Below are 17,014 nucleotides of genomic sequence, written 5' to 3'. Positions count from 1 at the left end.
TCGAATGCGGGCCGTCTTCACGATGAACCACCCGCAAGGCAAGATTGGCAAGCCAGCCGGGTGGCCGAGGCACATATGGAAGAAAAAACGCCCGGTGTGAAGCACTCCGGGCGTAGATTTTTAAAATAGAAGCTGAATTATTCGGCGTTTTTGTCGCCGGAAGCAACGGTGATCGAACCGCCGGCCTTTTCGATCTTCTCGATCGCGGCCTTGGAGGCGCCTGCCACTTCGAGCGTCAGCTTGGCCTTCAGTTCGCCGTCGGACAGAACGCGTACGCCATCCTTGACGCGGCGAATCACGCCGGCTTCCTTGAGCGCTTCAGCATTGACCGTCTTCTTGGCGTCGAGCTTCTTGGCATCGACGGCAGCCTGGAGGCGGCCGAGCGATACTTCAGCGAAGTCCTTCGAAAAGATGTTGACGAAGCCGCGCTTCGGCAGGCGACGGTAGATCGGCATCTGACCGCCTTCGAAGCCGTTGATGGCAACGCCCGAACGGGACTTCTGACCCTTGACGCCGCGACCGCCGGTCTTGCCGGAGCCGGAACCGATGCCGCGGCCGAGACGCTTCTTCGAATGCGTCGCGCCTTCGCGATCCTTGATTTCGTTCAGTTTCATGATGTTCTCCCGTCTCACTTCTCGTCGACGACGCGGACGAGATGGGGAATGCTGTTGATCATGCCGCGAACGGAAGGCGTATCTTCCAGGGTGCGCACACGATGCATCTTGTTGAGGCCGAGGCCGATCAGCGTCTGGCGCTGTACGGCGGGACGGCGGATCGGGCTGCCGATCTGCTCAACGGTGACAGTCTTCTTCTTGGTGCTTGCTTTGGCCATGGTTGCCTCCCTTACTCGTCGACAACAGCGCCAGCGGCCTGGCGGCGAGCCTGAAGCGTGGCGTATTTCAGGCCGCGCTGGGCTGCGATGTCCTTCGGATGCATCTGGCTCTTCAGGGCATCAAACGTGGCGCGAACCATGTTGTACGGGTTGGACGAGCCGGTCGACTTGGCGACGACGTCGGCAACACCCAGGGTTTCGAAAACGGCACGCATCGGACCGCCGGCGATGATGCCGGTACCGGCCTTGGCGGTGCGCAGCAATACCTTGCCGGCGCCGTGACGGCCCTTGATGTCGTGATGCAGCGTACGACCGTCGCGCAGCGGCACGAAGATCATTTCGCGCTTGGCGGCTTCCGTCGCCTTGCGGATGGCTTCCGGCACTTCGCGCGCCTTGCCGTGGCCGAAGCCGACGCGGCCCTTGCCATCGCCAACGACGACGAGAGCGGCAAAACCCATGCGGCGACCGCCCTTGACGGTCTTGGCAACGCGATTGATGGCAACGAGCTTGTCAACGAATTCGCTGTCGCGCTCATCCCTGTTGTGGCGATCGTCGCGCGATCCCCTTCTGTCCTGTGCCATTGTCCTGTTCCTTTTTCTTTTCCGGGTGCAATCGGCATATGGAAAGGCCGCTAGCCTCAAGCGTGGCGGCCGGCGAACGGTCGGGAGACTTGGCTCTTGAAGAGCAGTATCTGCCCGCCCGGTGCGAGACGCGCTGCAACGCGCGCCTCAAAGCTTCATCAGAAGCTCAGACCGCCTTCGCGGGCGCCGTCGGCCAGAGCCTTGACGCGACCGTGAAAGATGTAGGCGCCGCGATCGAACACGACTTCCTTGACGCCGGCCTTGGTGGCGCGCTCGGCGACGAGCTTGCCAACGGCTTCGGCCGCGTCACGGTCCGCGCCGGTCTTCAGCGAAGACTTGAGCGAAGCGTCGAGCGTCGAGGCGGCAGCCAGCGTACGGCCGGCGGCATCATCGATGATCTGGGCATAGATGTTCTTCGAAGAACGATGGACCGACAGACGCGGACGGCCGTTGGCGACCTTCTTGAGCTGTCGGCGCACGCGGCTGGCGCGGCGTGCAATGGTTTCTTTCCTGCTTGCCATAACGCGTGATCCTTACTTCTTCTTGCCTTCCTTGCGGACGATGCGCTCTTCCGCGTATTTCACGCCCTTGCCCTTGTAGGGCTCGGGACCGCGATATTCGCGAATGTTCGCAGCGACCTGGCCGACAACCTGCTTGTCGATGCCGGAAACGGTGATTTCCGTCGGCTTCGGGCAAGCAAGCGTGATGCCTTCTGGCGGCTGATAGACAACTTCGTGGGAAAAGCCGAGCGAGAGCTGCAGGTTCTTGCCCTGCATCGCCGCGCGGTAACCAACGCCGTTGATCTCGAGCTTGCGCTCGTAACCGTCGGTGACGCCCTTCATGATGTTTTCAACCATGGTCCGCGACATGCCCCACTTGGAGCGGGCTTCCTTGGACTGGTTGATCGGAGTGACGACGATCGCGCCGTCTTCCATCGAAACGCTGACTTCGTCATTGGCGACGAAGAACAGTTCGCCCTTCGGGCCCTTGGCTGTGATCTTCTGGCCGTCCACCGACGCAGTCACACCCTTGGGAACCTGAACGGGCTTTTTACCGATACGAGACATTTGTTTTACCTGTCTGTTTCGCTAGGAGGATCTGCTGCGGCCTTAGAAGACCGAGCAGAGAACCTCGCCACCAACATTCTGTTCGCGCGCCTGGTGATCAGCCATCACACCCTTGGGGGTGGAGAGGATCGTGATACCCAGACCGTTTGCGACCTGCGGAATGGACTTGACCGAGACATAGACCCGGCGGCCCGGCTTGGAAACGCGGGCGATCTCGCGGATCACGGACGCGTTTTCGTAGTACTTCAGCTCGATTTCGATCTCGGACTTGCCGTTGTCGAAGTCGGTCTGGGTGTAGCCGCGGATGTAGCCTTCAGACTGCAGGACGTCGAGAACGCGCGCGCGCAGCTTGGAAGCCGGCGTGGTCACGGACGTCTTGCGGCGCGAGGCGCCGTTGCGGATACGGGTGAGCATATCGCCCAGGGGATCGGACATTGCCATGGGGACGCCTCCTTACCAGCTCGACTTGACGACGCCCGGCACTTTGCCGGTGTTGCCAAGGTCACGAAGTGCGATACGGGACATGCCCAGCTTGCGGTAATACGCACGCGGACGACCCGATACTTCGCAACGGTTGCGGATGCGCGTCTTGGAGCCGTCGCGCGGCATGTCGGCAAGCTTCAGGGTCGCGCGGAAGCGCTCCTCGATCGGAAGCTTCTGGTCCTTGATGATCGCCTTCAGCGCGGCACGCTTTTCAGCATCCCGGGCAACCGTCTCGCGGCGGCGCTTGTTCTTTTCGACTGCGCTTGTCTTCGCCATGTCGTTGTTCCTTTTCTACGCTCGTCGTTACGGTTACTTGCGGAACGGGAAGTTGAACGCCGTCAAAAGCGCCCGTGCTTCGTCGTCCGTTGCAGCCGTCGTGCAAACGATAATATCCATGCCCCACATCTGATCGACCTTGTCGTATTCGATCTCGGGAAACACGATGTGCTCCTTGACGCCCATGGCGAAGTTGCCACGCCCGTCAAAGCTCTTCGGATTGAGGCCCCGGAAGTCGCGAACGCGCGGAAGCGCGATGTTGACGAGGCGGTCAACGAATTCATACATGCGGTTGCCGCGCAGCGTCACCTTGGCGCCGATCGGCATGCCTTCGCGGACCTTGAAGCCTGCGATGGAATTGCGGGCATGGGTGACGACCGCCTTCTGACCGGAAATCGCGGCCAGATCGGCAGCGGCATTGGCCGGCTTCTTCGAATCGCCAACGGCTTCGCCGACACCCATGTTGATCACGACCTTGTCCAGACGCGGGATCATCATTTCGTTGGCGTAGGAGAACTGCTCCTGCAGCTGGGCGCGGATCTTTTCGCCGTAAACCTTTTTCAGGCGCGGCTCGTACTTAGCTTCAGCCATCGATCACTTCTCCCGAACGCTTTGCATAGCGGACCTTCTTCTCGCCTTCGACCTTGTAGCCGACGCGGGTCGGCTTGCCGTCCTTGGGATCGGCGATCGCGAGGTTCGACAGATGGATCGGCGCTTCCTTGGCGATGATGCCGGCTTCGGTGGTCTGCGTCTGGCGCTGGTGGCGACGCACGACATTGATGCCGGAAACGACGGCGCGGTCATCCTTCGGGGAAACCGCAACCACTTCACCGGTGCGACCCTTGTCCTTGCCGGCGATGACGACGACCTTGTCGCCCTTCTTGATTCTCTGCATTGTCCGCGCTCCCTTACAGAACTTCAGGAGCCAGGGAGATGATCTTCATATGGCTCTTGCCACGCAGCTCGCGCGGAACCGGCCCGAAGATACGCGTACCAATCGGCTCTTTGTTGTTGTTGATCAAAACGGCGGCATTGCCGTCGAAGCGGATGACCGAGCCGTCAGCGCGGCGGATGTCCTTCGCCGTGCGCACGACGACGGCCTTCATCACATCGCCCTTCTTGACGCGTCCGCGCGGAACAGCCTCTTTCACGGATACGACGATGATATCGCCGACCGAGGCATATTTACGCTTGGAGCCGCCCAGAACCTTGATGCACATGACACGACGTGCGCCGGAATTATCCGCCACGTCGAGGTTTGTTTGCATCTGAATCATATCAGGTCGCCTTCTTGTTGTTACCGGCCCGGTTGGGAACACCCCCTAGACCAGCTTAATCGACACGTACGAAGCGCCCGCCTGCCCCAACCTCTGGAGCCTGCGGCCGCTCAAATTCCCTACCCGGCCCATCGCGACGCCTTGAGGCGATGCGAGGTCAAGAGCCGGAGCGTCTTGGTGTAGCGTCTTTCAGGATCGCCATGCGGATCGAGGATCCGGCCCAAACCTGGGCAGCGCCCTTACGGAAAAGGCCGCCCGTTGCCGGACGCCCTTTGCACATCTGCCGTGCTACATACAGAAATTTCGCCAAAGCGCAAGGGCCGCGGCGAAATACTGCCGGTATTTACGGATCAGGCGTCGGCGGAAACGGTGGAAACCACCTTCCAGCGCTTGTCCTTGGAAACCGGAGCGCATTCTTCGATGAATACGGTATCCCCGGTCTTATACTGGTTCTCGGCGTCGTGCGCCTTGTACTTCTTCGAGCGGCGTACGGTCTTCTGAAGCAGCGGGTGGGCGAAACGACGCTCAACCCGGACGACGACCGTTTTATCGTTCTTGTCGCTAACGACAACGCCTTGCAGGATGCGTTTAGGCATTTTCTTGTCGGTCCCTTACGTTCAGGCCTTGGAGGCCGAAGCCTTCTGGCTTGCGATTGTCTTTACACGCGCGATGTCGCGGCGAACCTGCTTGATGCGGCCCGTCTGCTCCAGCTGGCCGGTCGCCTTCTGGAAGCGCAGATTGAACTGCTCCTTCTTCAGCTCGGCGAGCTTGTCCTTGAGCTGGTCTTCGCTCATGGCGTGTACGTCAGAGGTTTTCATCAGTACCACTCCTTATTCGGCGATGCGCTGGATGAAGCGCGTCTTGACCGAAAGCTTGGCAGCGCCGAGGCGCAGGGCTTCGCGGGCAATGTCTTCGCTCACGCCGTCAATTTCGAACATGATCCGGCCGGGCTTGACCTTGGCTGCCCAATAGTCGACGCCGCCCTTACCTTTACCCATACGCACTTCGGTCGGCTTGGAAGTGACCGGAACGTCGGGGAAAATACGGATCCATACACGGCCGGCACGCTTCATGTGACGGGTGATCGCGCGGCGGGCCGCCTCGATCTCGCGTGCGTTGACGCGGTTGGGTTCCTGCGCCTTCAGCCCATATTCACCGAAAGCCAGGTCGCTGCCGCCCTTGGCAACGCCATGGATGCGGCCCTTGAACTGCTTGCGGTACTTTGTACGCTTTGGCTGCAACATTTTCTTTTATCTCCGAACTTCGCCGAACGCCTGTAATCAGGCGTTCTCGCGGCGGCGATTGTTGCCGCTGTTACCCTTGTTGTCGCCTTCGGTCGCGCGACGCTCGGAGGCCATCGGATCGTGCTCAAGGATTTCGCCCTTGAAGATCCAGACCTTGATGCCGCAGATGCCGTATGCGGTTTCAGCTTCGGCCGTGCCGTAGTCGATGTCGGCGCGCAGCGTGTGAAGCGGAACGCGGCCTTCGCGATACCATTCGGTACGCGCGATTTCCGCGCCGCCGAGACGGCCGCCGCAAACGATACGGATGCCTTCGGCGCCCATGCGCATGGCGGTCTGAACCGAACGCTTCATGGCGCGGCGGAACGCGATACGGCGCTCGAGCTGCTGAGCGATCGACTGTGCAACCAGCGTGGCGTCGGTTTCCGGCTTGCGCACTTCAACGATGTTGAGGTGCATTTCCGAATCCGTCATCGTGCCGAGCTTGCGGCGCAACTTTTCGATGTCAGCGCCCTTCTTGCCGATGATCAGGCCCGGACGAGCCGAGTGGATCGTCACGCGGCACTTCTTGTGCGGACGCTCGATCACGACCTTGGAAACGCCGGCCTGCTTCAGTTCCTTCTGAATATAGTTGCGGATCTTCAGGTCTTCGTGAAGAAGCTTGCCATATTCATGGTTGTCTGCGAACCAGCGGCTGTCCCAGGTGCGGTTGATACCGAGGCGGAAGCCGATCGGATTGATTTTCTGACCCATTATGCGGCCTCCTCTTCGACTTCGCGAACGACGATCGTCAGGTGCGAGAACGGCTTCAGGATGCGCGATGCGCGGCCCCGGCCACGAACCATGAAGCGCTTGGCGACAATCGACTTGCCGACATAGGCTTCTGCGACGATGAGCTGGTCAGGGTCGAGATCGTGGTTGTTTTCTGCATTCGCGATCGCCGATTCCAGCGTCTTGCGGACCGTATCCGAAACCCGCTTCTGCGAGAATTCGAGTTCGGCCAGCGCCCGGTCAACCTTCTTGCCGCGGATCATGGCGGCGACGAGGTTGAGCTTCTGCGGGCTGACGCGGATGGTGCGCGTAACGGCCTGCGCCTCATTTTCCTTAAGCCGGCGCGCGGCTTTTGCCTTGCCCATTGTTACTTCCTCTTCGCCTTCTTGTCGGCGCCGTGACCATAATAGGTACGGGTCGGCGCGAATTCGCCGAACTTGTGGCCGACCATGTCTTCCGATACCGAGACCGGAATGTGTTTCGAACCATTGTAGACGCCGAAGGTGAGACCGACGAACTGCGGCATGATCGTGGAGCGACGGCTCCAGATCTTGATCACTTCGTGGCGGCCGCCTTCACGAACCTTCTCAGCCTTCTTGAGAAGATAGCCGTCAACGAACGGTCCCTTCCATACTGAACGAGCCATTTCAGACTACCTCTCTTATTTCTTCTTCTGGTGGCGCGAACGCATGATGAACTTGTCGGTCGACTTGTTCTTGCGCGTACGCTTGCCCTTGGTGGGCTTGCCCCAGGGCGAGACCGGGTGGCGGCCACCCGACGTGCGGCCTTCACCACCACCGTGCGGGTGGTCGATCGGGTTCATGACGACGCCGCGAACATGCGGACGCTTGCCCCGCCAGCGCGAACGACCGGCCTTGCCGTCATTCGTGTTGGAGTGATCGGGGTTCGATACAGCGCCGATCGTTGCAAGGCAAGAGCCCGGCACCAGACGCTGTTCGCCGGAGTTGAGGCGAAGGATCGCCATACCCTGGTCGCGACCGACGAGCTGAACATAGGTGCCTGCCGAACGGGCGATCTGACCGCCCTTGCCCGGCTTCATCTCGACGTTGTGCACGATCGAGCCGACCGGAATGTTCTGCAGCGGCATCGCATTGCCGGGCTTCACGTCAATCGCGCTTTCGGCAGCCTGCACCTTGTCGCCGACAGCCAGACGCTGCGGAGCAAGGATATAGGCCAGTTCGCCGTCGGCGTAGTTGATGAGCGCGATGAAGGCCGACCGGTTGGGGTCGTACTCAAGACGCTCGACCGTGCCCTCGACGCCGAACTTGCGGCGCTTGAAGTCGATCATACGATAGGTGCGCTTGTGGCCACCGCCCTGGAAGCGCGCCGTCACGCGGCCATAATTGTTACGGCCACCCTTCGAAGACAGGCCCTGCGTCAAAGCCTTGACGGGCTTGCCCTTGTAAAGCTCCGAACGCTCGACGATCACCAGCTGGCGCTGGCTCGGCGTTGTCGGATTGAATGTTTTCAATGCCATTTTCTCATTCCCTATTGGGTCTTTACCCTAACGGGTCTGTTTCAAACGCCGGTCGTCACGTCCACGGACTGGCCTTCAGCCAGGGTGACGATCGCCTTCTTGACGTCCTTCTGCTTGCCGGAGAAATTCCGGAAGCGCTTGATCTTGCCCTTGCGTACAAGCGTGTTGACCGCCTTGACCTTGACGCCGAAGAGTTCTTCGACGGCGGCCTTGATCTCGGGCTTGCTTGCAGTCTTGGCAACGTTGAACACGACCTGGTTGTTGTCGGAAACAAGGGTCGATTTTTCAGTGATGACCGGCGAAACGATCACGTCGTAATGGCGGATATCGCTCATTTGAACCGCTCCTCCAGAGCTTCGACCGCAGACTTCGACAGTACGAGCTTGCCGCGGCGCAGGATGTCATACACATTGATGCCCTGGACCGGCAGAACATCGATATTCGGAATGTTGCGGGCCGCCAGCTTGAAGTTGCCGTCGACTTCGGAACCGCCGATGATCAGCGCGTTGTCAAGGCCGAGACCGGTGAACTGCGCGAGCAGCGCCTTGGTCTTGGCTTCCTTGGCGACCAGGTCATCGATGATGATCAGGTCTTCGGACTTCGCCTTGGTCGACAGCGCATGCTTCAGGGCAAGCGCGCGAACCTTCTTCGGCAGATCGTGCGAGTGATCGCGAACGACCGGGCCATGAGCAACACCACCGCCGCGGAACTGCGGCGCACGCTTTGCGTGGTGGCGGGCGTTACCCGTGCCCTTCTGCTTGTACATCTTGGCGCCGGTCAGCGACACTTCCGAGCGTCCCTTGACCTTGTGCGTGCCCTGACGCTTGGCAGCGAGCTGGTAGCGTACCATGCGGGCGAGAATGTCTTCGCGCGGCTCAAGGCCGAAGATCTCGTCCTTCAGGCTGACTTTACCGGCGTCCTTGCCCTCAAGTGTTTTAACTGTGAGATCCATTATTCGGCTCCATTGGTTTCAGCCGCACGGAGGCCGGCAGGCCGCGGCGCATTTTCAGGAACACCGGACTTCACGGCATCGCGAACCGTAATCCAGGCGCCCTTCGAACCGGGAACGGCGCCCTTGACGAGGATCAGGCCGCGCTCTTCATCGGTGCGGACAACCTCGAGGTTCTGCGTGGTGACGCGGGTCTGGCCCATGTGACCGGCCATCTTCTTGCCCTTCCAGACCTTGCCCGGGTCCTGGTTGGAACCGGTCGAGCCGTGCGAGCGGTGCGAGATCGACACGCCGTGGGTGGCGCGAAGACCGCCGAAGTTGTGGCGCTTCATGGCACCGGCAAAACCCTTACCGATGGTGGTGCCGGTCACGTCGACGAGCTGGCCCGAAACGAAGTGGCTGGCCGTCAGTTCGGCGCCAACATCGAGCAGGTTCTCTTCCGACACGCGGAATTCGACAAGCTTGGCCTTCGGCTCGACGGAGCCGGCGGCGAAGTGACCGCGCAGGGCCTTCGAGGTGTTCTTGACCTTCGAGCGGCCGGCGCCGAGCTGAACGGCGGTGTAGCCGTTCTTTTCCTTGGTGCGCGTGGAAACGACCTGGCAGCCTTCCATTCGCAAAACTGTTACAGGGATATGCTCTCCTGCGTCTGTGAAGACGCGGGTCATTCCCACCTTCTGTGCTATCACACCTGAACGCATCGGTTCGTTCCTTTTAGAGTTCCGGCCTTCGGCAAAGCCTCCGGCGTGTCTCTTTTTGGGACATCATGCGCGCTTCCATAAAGCGCCCAGCGATTGGTCCCGTTTAGTTATCCCTAACCCTGAAAATCAGAGCTTGATTTCAACGTCCACGCCGGCAGCCAGATCGAGCTTCATCAGCGCGTCAACGGTCTGCGGGGTCGGGTCGACAATGTCGAGCAAGCGCTTGTGGGTGCGCATTTCAAACTGCTCGCGGCTCTTCTTGTCGATATGCGGGCCACGGTTGACCGTGAACTTCTCGATCCGCGTCGGAAGCGGAACCGGACCGCGAACATTGGCGCCCGTGCGCTTTGCCGTCGAAACGATCTCACGCGTGGAGGCATCAAGGATCCGGTGATCAAACGCCTTCAGGCGGATGCGGATATTCTGGCCGTTCATGCGACTCGTCCTTGTCTTGTTCTTATCTCCGCCATCTCTCTTCGATCAGGCGCGTTGCTAACTTGCAGCCCGGGCTTGCCGGCTTTTTCAAACATCTGCAGGGGCGGCTGACCCGCCCCTGGCATATTTGCGTCAAGCCCACAGGGCCAGCCGCTTACTTGATGATCGAGGCGACGATGCCGGCGCCGACGGTGCGGCCGCCTTCGCGGATGGCGAAGCGCAGCTTTTCTTCCATCGCGATCGGAACGATCAGCTCGACGTCAACCGTGACGTTGTCGCCCGGCATGACCATTTCCGTGCCTTCCGGCAGCGTGACAACACCGGTCACGTCCGTGGTGCGGAAGTAGAACTGCGGACGATAGTTGGTGAAGAACGGCGTATGACGGCCGCCTTCGTCCTTCGTCAGGATGTAGGCTTCTGCCTTGAACACGGTGTGCGGGGTAACCGAACCGGGCTTGCAGAGGATCTGGCCGCGCTCGACCTGATCGCGCTGAACGCCGCGGATGAGCGCGCCGATGTTGTCGCCGGCCTGGCCCTGGTCGAGCAGCTTGCGGAACATTTCAACGCCGGTAACCGTGGTCTTCTGGGTGTCCTTGATGCCGACGATCTCGACTTCCTCGCCAACCTTGATGATGCCGCGCTCGACGCGACCGGTCACGACCGTGCCGCGGCCGGAGATCGAGAAGACGTCTTCGATCGGCATCAGGAAGGGCTGGTCAACCGGACGCTCGGGCGTCGGGATGTAGTCGTCAACAGCGGCCATCAGCTCGCGAACGGCGTCTTCGCCGATCTTCTTGTCCGAATCTTCGAGAGCGGCCAGAGCCGAACCCTTGATGATCGGGATTTCGTCGCCGGGGAACTCATAGGAGTCGAGCAGCTCGCGAACTTCCATTTCGACGAGCTCAAGAAGCTCCTCGTCATCGACCTGGTCAACCTTGTTCAGGAACACGACGATCGCCGGAACGCCAACCTGACGGGCAAGCAGGATGTGCTCGCGGGTCTGCGGCATCGGGCCGTCGGCGGCCGAAACGACCAGGATCGCACCGTCCATCTGGGCAGCACCGGTGATCATGTTCTTCACATAGTCGGCGTGGCCGGGGCAGTCGACGTGGGCGTAGTGACGCTTGTCGGTTTCATACTCGACGTGGGCCGTCGAGATGGTGATGCCGCGGGCCTTTTCTTCCGGAGCGGCGTCGATCTGGTCATACGCGCGAAAATCGCCGAAGAACTTCGTGATCGCTGCCGTCAGCGACGTCTTGCCATGGTCAACGTGGCCGATCGTGCCGATGTTTACGTGCGGCTTGCTCCGCTCAAACTTTGCTTTTGCCATTTTAGGCTCCTATTCCTGTCAAACCCGCGAGGGGTTAATCTCGTTATTTTTGCGGCCCTACCCCGGTCACTTCTGACCGGAGTACTTCGCCTGAATTTCCTGTGCGACGTTCGAAGGCACCGGCGCATTGTGGTCGAAGACCATCGAATACTGGGCGCGGCCCTGCGACATCGAGCGAAGCGTGTCGACATATTTGAACATGTTGGCGAGCGGAACCTGGGCTTCGATCACCGTCGCGTTGCCGCGCGGTTCCTGACCCTGGATCTGACCGCGACGGGAGTTCAGGTCGCCGATGACATCGCCAACGTAGTCTTCAGGCGTCACGACCTCGACCTTCATGATCGGCTCGAGAAGCTGTGCGCCAGCCTTGCGGGCGGCTTCACGGAAGCAGGCGCGCGATGCGATTTCGAAGGCGAGAACCGACGAGTCTACATCATGGTAGGCGCCGTCAACCAGCGTGGCCTTGATGCCGAGCATCGGGAAGCCTGCCAGCGGACCGGAGGACAGAACGCTTTCGATACCCTTCTGAACGCCAGGAATATATTCCTTCGGAACGGAACCGCCGACGATCTTGGATTCGAATACGAAATCCTCGCCATCCGGATTGGGTTCGAAAATGATCTTGACGCGAGCGAACTGACCCGAACCACCCGACTGCTTCTTGTGGGTGTAGTCTTCCTCGTGAGCCTGCGTGATCGTTTCGCGGTAGGCCACCTGCGGCGCACCGACATTGGCCTCGACCTTGAACTCGCGCTTCATGCGGTCGACGAGAATGTCGAGGTGAAGCTCGCCCATGCCGGCGATGATGGTCTGGCCGGATTCTTCGTCGGTGGCAACGCGGAAGGACGGATCCTCGGCGGCCAGACGGTTGAGGGCAAGACCCATCTTTTCCTGGTCGGCCTTGGTCTTCGGCTCGATCGCGATCCGGATAACCGGCTCGGGGAATTCCATCCGTTCCAGGATAACAGGCTTCAGCGGATCGCAGAGCGTGTCACCGGTGGTGGTTTCCTTCAGGCCGGCCAGAGCAACGATGTCGCCTGCATACGCCACGTCGATGTCCGAACGCGAGTTCGAGTGCATCTGCAGCATGCGGCCAACGCGTTCGCGCTTTTCCTTGACCGTGTTCATAACGCCCGAACCCTTCTCGAGCGTGCCGGAATAGACGCGGCAGAAGGTCAGCGAGCCGACGAAGGGGTCGTTCATGATCTTGAACGCCAGCATCGACAGCGGCTCGTTGTCATCGGCCTTACGCGAGATTTCGGCTTCGGTCTTGACGTCGATGCCCTTGATCGCGGGAATTTCGACCGGCGACGGCAGGAAGTCGACAACGGCATCGAGCAACGGCTGAACGCCCTTGTTCTTGAACGCCGAGCCGCACAGCATCGGGAAGAAGTCGACGTTGATCGTACCCTTGCGGATGAGTGCGCGGATCTTGTCGTTATCGGGCATGTTGCCTTCGAGGTAGGCTTCCATGGCCTCTTCGTCGATATCGACGATCGTCTCGATCATCAGCTCGCGGTACTCTTCGGCCTTTTCCTTCATGTCAGCCGGAATGTCGGTGACGTCCCACTGCGCGCCAAGATGCTCGCCGTCCCAGACGAGAGCCTTCATCTCGATCAGGTCGATCACGCCGGCGAAGTCGTTTTCAGCGCCGATCGGCAGCTGGATCACAACCGGGGTCGCACCGAGACGGGACTTGACCATGGAGACCGAGCGATAGAAGTCGGCGCCGATCTTGTCCATCTTGTTGCAGAAGATCATGCGCGGAACATGATACTTGTCGGCCTGGCGCCAGACGGTTTCCGTCTGCGGCTCAACGCCGGCATTGGCGTCGAGAAGCGCAACGGCGCCGTCGAGCACGCGCAGCGAACGCTCGACTTCAATGGTGAAGTCGACGTGGCCGGGAGTGTCGATGATGTTGAAGCGGCGCTTCTTGCCGTCGCGACCTTCCCAGAAGGTGGTCGTCGCAGCGGACGTGATCGTGATGCCACGTTCCTGCTCCTGCTCCATCCAGTCCATGGTAGCAGCGCCGTCGTGGACTTCGCCGATCTTGTGAGACTTGCCGGTGTAGAACAGGATGCGCTCGGTCGTCGTGGTCTTGCCAGCGTCGATATGCGCCATGATCCCGAAATTGCGGTAGTCTTCGATTTTATAGTCGCGAGCCATGATATCAGGCCTTCCTCGGTGTTCTGATTACCAGCGGTAATGAGAGAATGCGCGGTTGGCATCGGCCATCTTGTGCGTGTCTTCACGCTTCTTGACAGCAGAGCCGCGATTGCTCGAAGCATCCATGAGCTCGCCGGACAGGCGCTCGATCATGGTGGTTTCGTTGCGCTTGCGCGCAGCAGCAATCAACCAGCGGATAGCAAGCGCCTGGCGGCGCTCGGGACGGACGTCGACGGGAACCTGGTAGGTTGCACCACCAACGCGGCGCGAACGAACCTCGACATGCGGAGCAACGTTGTCGAGCGCCTGATGGAAAACCTCAACCGGGTTCTGCTTCAGCTTGCCCTCAACAGCGTCGAGCGCGCCGTAGACGATCGATTCGGCGACCGACTTCTTGCCGTGCAGCATGACGGCATTCATGAACTTGGTGATCACCAGGTCGCCGAACTTGGGATCCGGGTTGATCTCACGCTTTTCTGCACTGTGGCGTCGTGACATGTTCTTTGTCTCTCAACAGTTGCGGCGCTTATAACGCGGAGAAGCTCGCGCAGCGCCAGAGAAATGAAAACCGAATTACTTCGGACGCTTCGCACCGTACTTCGAACGACGCTGCTTACGATTCTTGACGCCCTGGGTATCGAGCACGCCACGGATGATGTGGTAGCGAACACCCGGCAAGTCCTTCACGCGGCCGCCGCGGATCATCACGACGGAGTGTTCCTGCAGGTTGTGGCCTTCGCCCGGAATATAGCCAATGACTTCAAAGCCGTTGGTCAGGCGGATCTTGGCAACCTTACGCAGAGCCGAGTTCGGCTTCTTCGGCGTCGTGGTGTAGACGCGGGTGCAAACGCCGCGCTTCTGCGGGTTCTGCTCCAGTGCCGGAACCTTATTCCGCTTCACCTGAGGCTGACGCGGCTTGCGGATCAATTGGTTTACGGTAGGCATTCAACCATCCCTTGATTTCGTGTCTCATCGCCCTTTTCGGGGCATAATTTATGCCGTCGCCGGCGAAAAGAAGCACATTCAGCGCTATATGCGCACAAGCACGGCCCAAGCCGCCTTTCCGGCGGATGGACCTAAAAGCAGAGGACACAGGCGCTTTGCCGCGTCATGCGTGCAGCATTTTGATCTTCAACGTGCTGTATGAGAACCTAGTCTGAGGTGAACTCCGGGACATTTGGCTTCCCGAACGGCCAGACCTCACTTTGGTTCTGTTGGCGCGGACATACTCGTTTACCCATGCATCGTCAAGCCTGCAGCCCGGAATTTCTTTACCAAAACCCTTGAGGGGCGGCGGTTTGCGGGCCCTTCCCGCCGATGCGGCAAGTTTTGGCAATGCGCGGAGTGCTCCGCGCAATAAAATGACTCGCCGATCATGACGCCCGCCCGCCAAGGTCGATCGTGCGCGCGACTCCGATTCTCTCAAGGAGCATCGCGTCGTGGCTGACCACCAGGATCGCACCGTCATAGGCATTGAGCCCCGCCTCCAGCGTGGCGAGGCTCTCAAGGTCGAGATGGTTGGTCGGCTCGTCGAGAATCAGCAGTTCGGTCGGCCGCGTACCGCCGATCGCGGCGGCGAGCCCCGCCCGCAACCGCTCGCCGCCGCTGAGCGTCGAAACGGACTGCAGGGCGGCATCGGCGCGGAACCGAAAACGCGCAAGTGCCGCCCGGCAGGCATTTTCATTATCATCGGGATTGAGGCGGCGGAAGTTTTCGCGGACGGTCTGGTCCGGATCAAGCAGCGACACCGTCTGGTCGAACAGCGCATGGGTCACGTGGATTTCGGCGCTGCCGCCGAGCGGGGCGAGTCTGCCGGTCATGATGGCGATCAGCGTCGACTTGCCCGCCCCGTTGCGACCCGCGATCGCCACCCGTTCGGGACCTGTCATCTCGAAGGAAAGATCGCGGAACAACGGTTTCGCCGCCGCATACCCGCCGGCGAGACCCTCCGCCTGCAACACCCTTCTGCCCGATGCCAGCCCCGAATGCGCAAGGGTTACCGTGAACGGCGCGACCACCTCGACTTTCGCGCGGGCGCTCGCCAGTTCCGAAGCCGCCTCCTGCTGCTGGCGTTCAGACAAGGCCCTGTCGCGCGCGCCGGTCCCCTCCGCCTGCGCCTTCATGCCGTCGAGCACCATTTTCGGCTGATCGCGGCGTGCGCGCAGCCGGCGACCCATGGCATCGCGCCGCGCCTTGCGTTCGGAGCGCTCGCGCACGATGCGGGCCGTCTTCCGGACATCCTTGCGGGCATCGCGCAGCTCATGCTCCAGCGCCAGCCGCTCGGCCTCCTTCTCTGCCTCATAGAAGCTAAAATTGCCGCCATAGCGCGTCATGCCGAGCGTTGTCAGCTCGACGATCGCGTCCATGTGCTCCAGCAGCGCACGGTCGTGGCTCACCACCAGCGCGCCGCCGCGAAAATCCAATAGGAAACGGATGAGAGCTTCCCGCCCGGCGACATCGAGATTGTTGGTGGGTTCATCGAGCAGGATGAAATCCGGCGCTTCGAAAGCCAGCGCCGACAGCCGGGCGCGGGTGATCTCGCCGCCGGAAAGCCTTGCCAGGGGCGTAGAGAGCGGCACGGCGAGGTCCAGCCGGGCAAGCGCGGCAACCGCCCTCTCCTCCGCCGTCCAATCGATCACGGCAAGCGCTTCGGCATCGGCCTCGCCGCGCTCCGCACTTTCGATGGCCGCCAGCATGGCCTCAATGCCGAAAAGCGTGGCGAGCGTCTCCCCCTCGCCGGCCGAAACCGCCTGATCGAGCACGGCAATGCGCCCGGCAACCTCGACGCTGCCGGAGGTCGGCGACAGCGCGCCGGAAATCAGCTTCAGCAGGGTCGTCTTGCCAACGCCGTTGCGGCCGACGAAGCCAGTCAGCCCGGCGTTGAAAACCGCGGAAATGTCTTTGAAAAGCGTGTGGCCGTCAGCAGTGCTGTAGGACAGGCCGGAAAGCGTGATGGTCGCATGCATTGATATAATTCTCCCTCGAAGCCAGAATCTGTGCTGTCTTGAGGTGAGAAATCATCGTCCTGCGTGTCCCTTTCGATTGATGTGAGCCCTAGATACGCGCTTCTCCCGCCCGTTTCAAGGCCGCGGCCGGTGGAACGGAACTGAGGATTTGCCGGATCAGGAAATCAGCCCGCTGCCAAGCGTAAACTGGCCGAAATTCGGAAATGCCGAGGAGGCAGTGTTTCCGTCGTGAGGAAGAGGCTTGTTGATATCCATCTCGCTCTGAAACAGCGCCCCTGCTGGCGGAGAGTAGTAGCGAGGTAGCTTTCACATCCCGCAAACTTTTAAAGGGGTTGTATTCTTGACGCATTTCACTCCAGGCCGCTATGAAGCTTCGACCCGTGAAGGGTAAAATGTCCTTTTTCACCTGGCTTGGCAGCTAAGACCCTCTGCGCTCCCAGCGCG

26 protein-coding genes are annotated in these 17,014 nt (G+C 60.6%); all 26 read right to left on the bottom strand.

Going from position 1 to position 17,014, the window contains the following annotated elements; all coding sequences use genetic code 11:
• Window positions 1-137: 137 nt before the first annotated feature.
• Window positions 138-614, bottom strand: coding sequence for a 50S ribosomal protein L15 (rplO, locus tag V6765_RS07030; RefSeq protein WP_448427410.1), 477 nt, complete (start codon window positions 612-614; stop codon window positions 138-140).
• A gap of 14 nt (window positions 615-628) precedes the next feature.
• A complete protein-coding gene (gene rpmD, locus V6765_RS07025) occupies window positions 629-832 on the bottom strand; it encodes a 50S ribosomal protein L30 (protein WP_230722723.1) in 204 nt (67 codons plus the stop codon).
• Between the two features lie 11 nt (window positions 833-843).
• On the bottom strand, window positions 844-1,413 hold the full coding sequence (gene rpsE / locus V6765_RS07020; RefSeq protein ID WP_018065596.1) for a 30S ribosomal protein S5: 570 nt from the start codon (window positions 1,411-1,413) through the stop codon (window positions 844-846).
• Between the two features lie 158 nt (window positions 1,414-1,571).
• A complete protein-coding gene (gene rplR / locus V6765_RS07015; RefSeq protein WP_448427409.1) occupies window positions 1,572-1,934 on the bottom strand; it encodes a 50S ribosomal protein L18 in 363 nt (120 codons plus the stop codon).
• A 12-nt stretch (window positions 1,935-1,946) separates the two neighbouring features.
• Window positions 1,947-2,480 (bottom strand): 50S ribosomal protein L6, encoded by a 534-nt coding sequence (gene rplF / locus V6765_RS07010; protein WP_448427408.1) that lies wholly within the window; start codon window positions 2,478-2,480, stop codon window positions 1,947-1,949.
• A gap of 42 nt (window positions 2,481-2,522) precedes the next feature.
• Complete coding sequence (gene rpsH / locus V6765_RS07005) at window positions 2,523-2,921, bottom strand: 30S ribosomal protein S8 (RefSeq protein WP_448427407.1); 399 nt, start codon at window positions 2,919-2,921, stop codon at window positions 2,523-2,525.
• A 12-nt stretch (window positions 2,922-2,933) separates the two neighbouring features.
• The gene (gene rpsN / locus V6765_RS07000; protein ID WP_448427406.1) at window positions 2,934-3,239 is read right to left on the bottom strand and encodes a 30S ribosomal protein S14; all 306 of its coding nucleotides are present in this window, start codon (window positions 3,237-3,239) and stop codon (window positions 2,934-2,936) included.
• A gap of 33 nt (window positions 3,240-3,272) precedes the next feature.
• A complete protein-coding gene (gene rplE / locus V6765_RS06995) occupies window positions 3,273-3,830 on the bottom strand; it encodes a 50S ribosomal protein L5 (RefSeq protein ID WP_448427405.1) in 558 nt (185 codons plus the stop codon).
• The gene (rplX, locus tag V6765_RS06990) at window positions 3,823-4,134 is read right to left on the bottom strand and encodes a 50S ribosomal protein L24 (RefSeq protein ID WP_448427404.1); all 312 of its coding nucleotides are present in this window, start codon (window positions 4,132-4,134) and stop codon (window positions 3,823-3,825) included. Before rplX ends, rplE begins: the two co-directional genes overlap by 8 nt.
• A gap of 13 nt (window positions 4,135-4,147) precedes the next feature.
• The gene (gene rplN / locus V6765_RS06985) at window positions 4,148-4,516 is read right to left on the bottom strand and encodes a 50S ribosomal protein L14 (protein WP_230722716.1); all 369 of its coding nucleotides are present in this window, start codon (window positions 4,514-4,516) and stop codon (window positions 4,148-4,150) included.
• A 350-nt stretch (window positions 4,517-4,866) separates the two neighbouring features.
• Entirely contained in the window at window positions 4,867-5,112 is a 246-nt protein-coding gene (gene rpsQ, locus V6765_RS06980; RefSeq protein ID WP_018065604.1) for a 30S ribosomal protein S17, read from the bottom strand.
• A gap of 21 nt (window positions 5,113-5,133) precedes the next feature.
• Entirely contained in the window at window positions 5,134-5,334 is a 201-nt protein-coding gene (rpmC, locus tag V6765_RS06975; protein WP_448427403.1) for a 50S ribosomal protein L29, read from the bottom strand.
• Between the two features lie 12 nt (window positions 5,335-5,346).
• The gene (gene rplP, locus V6765_RS06970) at window positions 5,347-5,760 is read right to left on the bottom strand and encodes a 50S ribosomal protein L16 (RefSeq protein WP_018065606.1); all 414 of its coding nucleotides are present in this window, start codon (window positions 5,758-5,760) and stop codon (window positions 5,347-5,349) included.
• A gap of 36 nt (window positions 5,761-5,796) precedes the next feature.
• Window positions 5,797-6,510 carry a 30S ribosomal protein S3 gene (gene rpsC, locus V6765_RS06965; RefSeq protein ID WP_448427402.1) on the bottom strand — a complete coding sequence of 238 codons (714 nt, stop codon included), beginning with the start codon at window positions 6,508-6,510 and terminating at the stop codon, window positions 5,797-5,799.
• Window positions 6,510-6,893: a 50S ribosomal protein L22 gene (gene rplV, locus V6765_RS06960; RefSeq protein ID WP_448427401.1), complete on the bottom strand. Its 384-nt coding sequence runs from the start codon at window positions 6,891-6,893 to the stop codon at window positions 6,510-6,512. Before rplV ends, rpsC begins: the two co-directional genes overlap by 1 nt.
• Before the next feature lie 2 nt (window positions 6,894-6,895).
• A complete protein-coding gene (gene rpsS, locus V6765_RS06955; RefSeq protein WP_018065609.1) occupies window positions 6,896-7,174 on the bottom strand; it encodes a 30S ribosomal protein S19 in 279 nt (92 codons plus the stop codon).
• A 15-nt stretch (window positions 7,175-7,189) separates the two neighbouring features.
• On the bottom strand, window positions 7,190-8,026 hold the full coding sequence (gene rplB / locus V6765_RS06950; protein ID WP_448427400.1) for a 50S ribosomal protein L2: 837 nt from the start codon (window positions 8,024-8,026) through the stop codon (window positions 7,190-7,192).
• 41 nt (window positions 8,027-8,067) lie between these two features.
• Window positions 8,068-8,361 (bottom strand): 50S ribosomal protein L23, encoded by a 294-nt coding sequence (locus V6765_RS06945; RefSeq protein ID WP_018065611.1) that lies wholly within the window; start codon window positions 8,359-8,361, stop codon window positions 8,068-8,070.
• The gene (rplD, locus tag V6765_RS06940) at window positions 8,358-8,978 is read right to left on the bottom strand and encodes a 50S ribosomal protein L4 (protein WP_448427399.1); all 621 of its coding nucleotides are present in this window, start codon (window positions 8,976-8,978) and stop codon (window positions 8,358-8,360) included. The genes V6765_RS06945 and rplD overlap by 4 nt, the downstream gene beginning before the upstream one ends.
• Entirely contained in the window at window positions 8,978-9,673 is a 696-nt protein-coding gene (gene rplC, locus V6765_RS06935; RefSeq protein ID WP_448427398.1) for a 50S ribosomal protein L3, read from the bottom strand. The genes rplD and rplC overlap by 1 nt, the downstream gene beginning before the upstream one ends.
• A 126-nt stretch (window positions 9,674-9,799) precedes the next feature.
• Complete coding sequence (gene rpsJ, locus V6765_RS06930; protein WP_018065614.1) at window positions 9,800-10,108, bottom strand: 30S ribosomal protein S10; 309 nt, start codon at window positions 10,106-10,108, stop codon at window positions 9,800-9,802.
• A gap of 154 nt (window positions 10,109-10,262) precedes the next feature.
• A complete protein-coding gene (tuf, locus tag V6765_RS06925; RefSeq protein WP_448427397.1) occupies window positions 10,263-11,438 on the bottom strand; it encodes an elongation factor Tu in 1,176 nt (391 codons plus the stop codon).
• 66 nt (window positions 11,439-11,504) lie between these two features.
• Complete coding sequence (gene fusA, locus V6765_RS06920) at window positions 11,505-13,604, bottom strand: elongation factor G (RefSeq protein WP_448427396.1); 2,100 nt, start codon at window positions 13,602-13,604, stop codon at window positions 11,505-11,507.
• Between the two features lie 27 nt (window positions 13,605-13,631).
• Window positions 13,632-14,102 (bottom strand): 30S ribosomal protein S7, encoded by a 471-nt coding sequence (rpsG, locus tag V6765_RS06915; RefSeq protein WP_018065616.1) that lies wholly within the window; start codon window positions 14,100-14,102, stop codon window positions 13,632-13,634.
• Window positions 14,103-14,177: 75 nt separating this feature from the next.
• On the bottom strand, window positions 14,178-14,549 hold the full coding sequence (gene rpsL, locus V6765_RS06910; protein WP_018065617.1) for a 30S ribosomal protein S12: 372 nt from the start codon (window positions 14,547-14,549) through the stop codon (window positions 14,178-14,180).
• Between the two features lie 428 nt (window positions 14,550-14,977).
• Window positions 14,978-16,570 (bottom strand): ABC-F family ATP-binding cassette domain-containing protein, encoded by a 1,593-nt coding sequence (locus V6765_RS06905; protein WP_448427395.1) that lies wholly within the window; start codon window positions 16,568-16,570, stop codon window positions 14,978-14,980.
• Window positions 16,571-17,014: the final 444 nt, after the last annotated feature.

Source organism: Martelella sp. FOR1707, assembly GCF_053484265.1.
This window is presented reverse-complemented; position numbering and strand designations above follow the sequence as displayed.

What these genes read in the sequence shown, in the direction of transcription:
- rplD (WP_448427399.1), bottom strand. Translation starts at nt 8,978, where the DNA reads ATGGATCTCACAGTTAAAACACTTGAGGGCAAGGACGCCGGTAAAGTC.
- rplX (WP_448427404.1), bottom strand. Translation starts at nt 4,134, where the DNA reads ATGCAGAGAATCAAGAAGGGCGACAAGGTCGTCGTCATCGCCGGCAAG.
- rplF (WP_448427408.1), bottom strand. Translation starts at nt 2,480, where the DNA reads ATGTCTCGTATCGGTAAAAAGCCCGTTCAGGTTCCCAAGGGTGTGACT.
- rplB (WP_448427400.1), bottom strand. Translation starts at nt 8,026, where the DNA reads ATGGCATTGAAAACATTCAATCCGACAACGCCGAGCCAGCGCCAGCTG.
- rpsJ (WP_018065614.1), bottom strand. Translation starts at nt 10,108, where the DNA reads ATGAACGGCCAGAATATCCGCATCCGCCTGAAGGCGTTTGATCACCGG.
- rpsN (WP_448427406.1), bottom strand. Translation starts at nt 3,239, where the DNA reads ATGGCGAAGACAAGCGCAGTCGAAAAGAACAAGCGCCGCCGCGAGACG.
- rplR (WP_448427409.1), bottom strand. Translation starts at nt 1,934, where the DNA reads ATGGCAAGCAGGAAAGAAACCATTGCACGCCGCGCCAGCCGCGTGCGC.
- rpsE (WP_018065596.1), bottom strand. Translation starts at nt 1,413, where the DNA reads ATGGCACAGGACAGAAGGGGATCGCGCGACGATCGCCACAACAGGGAT.
- rplN (WP_230722716.1), bottom strand. Translation starts at nt 4,516, where the DNA reads ATGATTCAGATGCAAACAAACCTCGACGTGGCGGATAATTCCGGCGCA.
- rplP (WP_018065606.1), bottom strand. Translation starts at nt 5,760, where the DNA reads ATGTTGCAGCCAAAGCGTACAAAGTACCGCAAGCAGTTCAAGGGCCGC.
- rplE (WP_448427405.1), bottom strand. Translation starts at nt 3,830, where the DNA reads ATGGCTGAAGCTAAGTACGAGCCGCGCCTGAAAAAGGTTTACGGCGAA.
- rpsQ (WP_018065604.1), bottom strand. Translation starts at nt 5,112, where the DNA reads ATGCCTAAACGCATCCTGCAAGGCGTTGTCGTTAGCGACAAGAACGAT.
- rpsH (WP_448427407.1), bottom strand. Translation starts at nt 2,921, where the DNA reads ATGGCAATGTCCGATCCCCTGGGCGATATGCTCACCCGTATCCGCAAC.
- rpmC (WP_448427403.1), bottom strand. Translation starts at nt 5,334, where the DNA reads ATGAAAACCTCTGACGTACACGCCATGAGCGAAGACCAGCTCAAGGAC.
- V6765_RS06905 (WP_448427395.1), bottom strand. Translation starts at nt 16,570, where the DNA reads ATGCATGCGACCATCACGCTTTCCGGCCTGTCCTACAGCACTGCTGAC.
- rplC (WP_448427398.1), bottom strand. Translation starts at nt 9,673, where the DNA reads ATGCGTTCAGGTGTGATAGCACAGAAGGTGGGAATGACCCGCGTCTTC.
- rpsS (WP_018065609.1), bottom strand. Translation starts at nt 7,174, where the DNA reads ATGGCTCGTTCAGTATGGAAGGGACCGTTCGTTGACGGCTATCTTCTC.
- fusA (WP_448427396.1), bottom strand. Translation starts at nt 13,604, where the DNA reads ATGGCTCGCGACTATAAAATCGAAGACTACCGCAATTTCGGGATCATG.
- rpsG (WP_018065616.1), bottom strand. Translation starts at nt 14,102, where the DNA reads ATGTCACGACGCCACAGTGCAGAAAAGCGTGAGATCAACCCGGATCCC.
- rpmD (WP_230722723.1), bottom strand. Translation starts at nt 832, where the DNA reads ATGGCCAAAGCAAGCACCAAGAAGAAGACTGTCACCGTTGAGCAGATC.
- rplV (WP_448427401.1), bottom strand. Translation starts at nt 6,893, where the DNA reads ATGGGCAAGGCAAAAGCCGCGCGCCGGCTTAAGGAAAATGAGGCGCAG.
- rplO (WP_448427410.1), bottom strand. Translation starts at nt 614, where the DNA reads ATGAAACTGAACGAAATCAAGGATCGCGAAGGCGCGACGCATTCGAAG.
- V6765_RS06945 (WP_018065611.1), bottom strand. Translation starts at nt 8,361, where the DNA reads ATGAGCGATATCCGCCATTACGACGTGATCGTTTCGCCGGTCATCACT.
- rpsC (WP_448427402.1), bottom strand. Translation starts at nt 6,510, where the DNA reads ATGGGTCAGAAAATCAATCCGATCGGCTTCCGCCTCGGTATCAACCGC.
- tuf (WP_448427397.1), bottom strand. Translation starts at nt 11,438, where the DNA reads ATGGCAAAAGCAAAGTTTGAGCGGAGCAAGCCGCACGTAAACATCGGC.
- rpsL (WP_018065617.1), bottom strand. Translation starts at nt 14,549, where the DNA reads ATGCCTACCGTAAACCAATTGATCCGCAAGCCGCGTCAGCCTCAGGTG.